Source organism: Streptomyces hazeniae (genome assembly GCF_031845485.1).
Classification (GTDB): domain Bacteria; phylum Actinomycetota; class Actinomycetes; order Streptomycetales; family Streptomycetaceae; genus Streptomyces; species Streptomyces hazeniae.
This window is the reverse complement of sequence record NZ_JAVREQ010000163.1, coordinates 1-461: the sequence shown is the minus strand read 5'-3', so window position 1 is coordinate 461 and position 461 is coordinate 1. Positions and strand designations below refer to the sequence as shown.

The window sequence follows — 461 nt, the reverse complement described above, 5'->3', positions numbered from 1 at the left end:
GATCAAGGTGCCCGAGACCGCCCGGTGTCCGATCGGCGGCACCGAGATACCCGGAACTCCCGAAGCACCGCCCCAGCTGGATTACGAGATCGAGGCCGACGCCGGCACGTCGTCCGCGTCAACAGGCCGGTAGCCGGGCGTCCTGACCGGTCCTCAGCTCAGAGTGCCGCTGATGTAGACGATTTCGCCCATTGGGTCGTTCTCGTCGCGGTCGGGAACCGGCAGGCCGTGGCGGACGAACAGCTCCGACCGGACCACTCCGGTCATCTGCCAGCCCTTGGCGCTCAAATAGTCAGCGGCCGAATGCCTTTCGCCGTGGTAGATCAGCGAAGGCATGTCCATGTTCAACCCCATCTGGCTGAACGCCGCGGTGGCGGCGCGGGCCTTCTCCGGGTCGAAATCCTTGAGCCCGGGTACGAACTCGGTGGCCACCGCACTGCCCGGTGCGCTCAGTGCGGCGA

General features: G+C 66.6%; 1 pseudogene. It reads right to left on the bottom strand.

The window, feature by feature from the left end:
* Positions 1-153: 153 nt before the first annotated feature.
* Positions 154-461, bottom strand: a pseudogene (locus RM572_RS29115) (hypothetical protein); the annotation flags it as partial.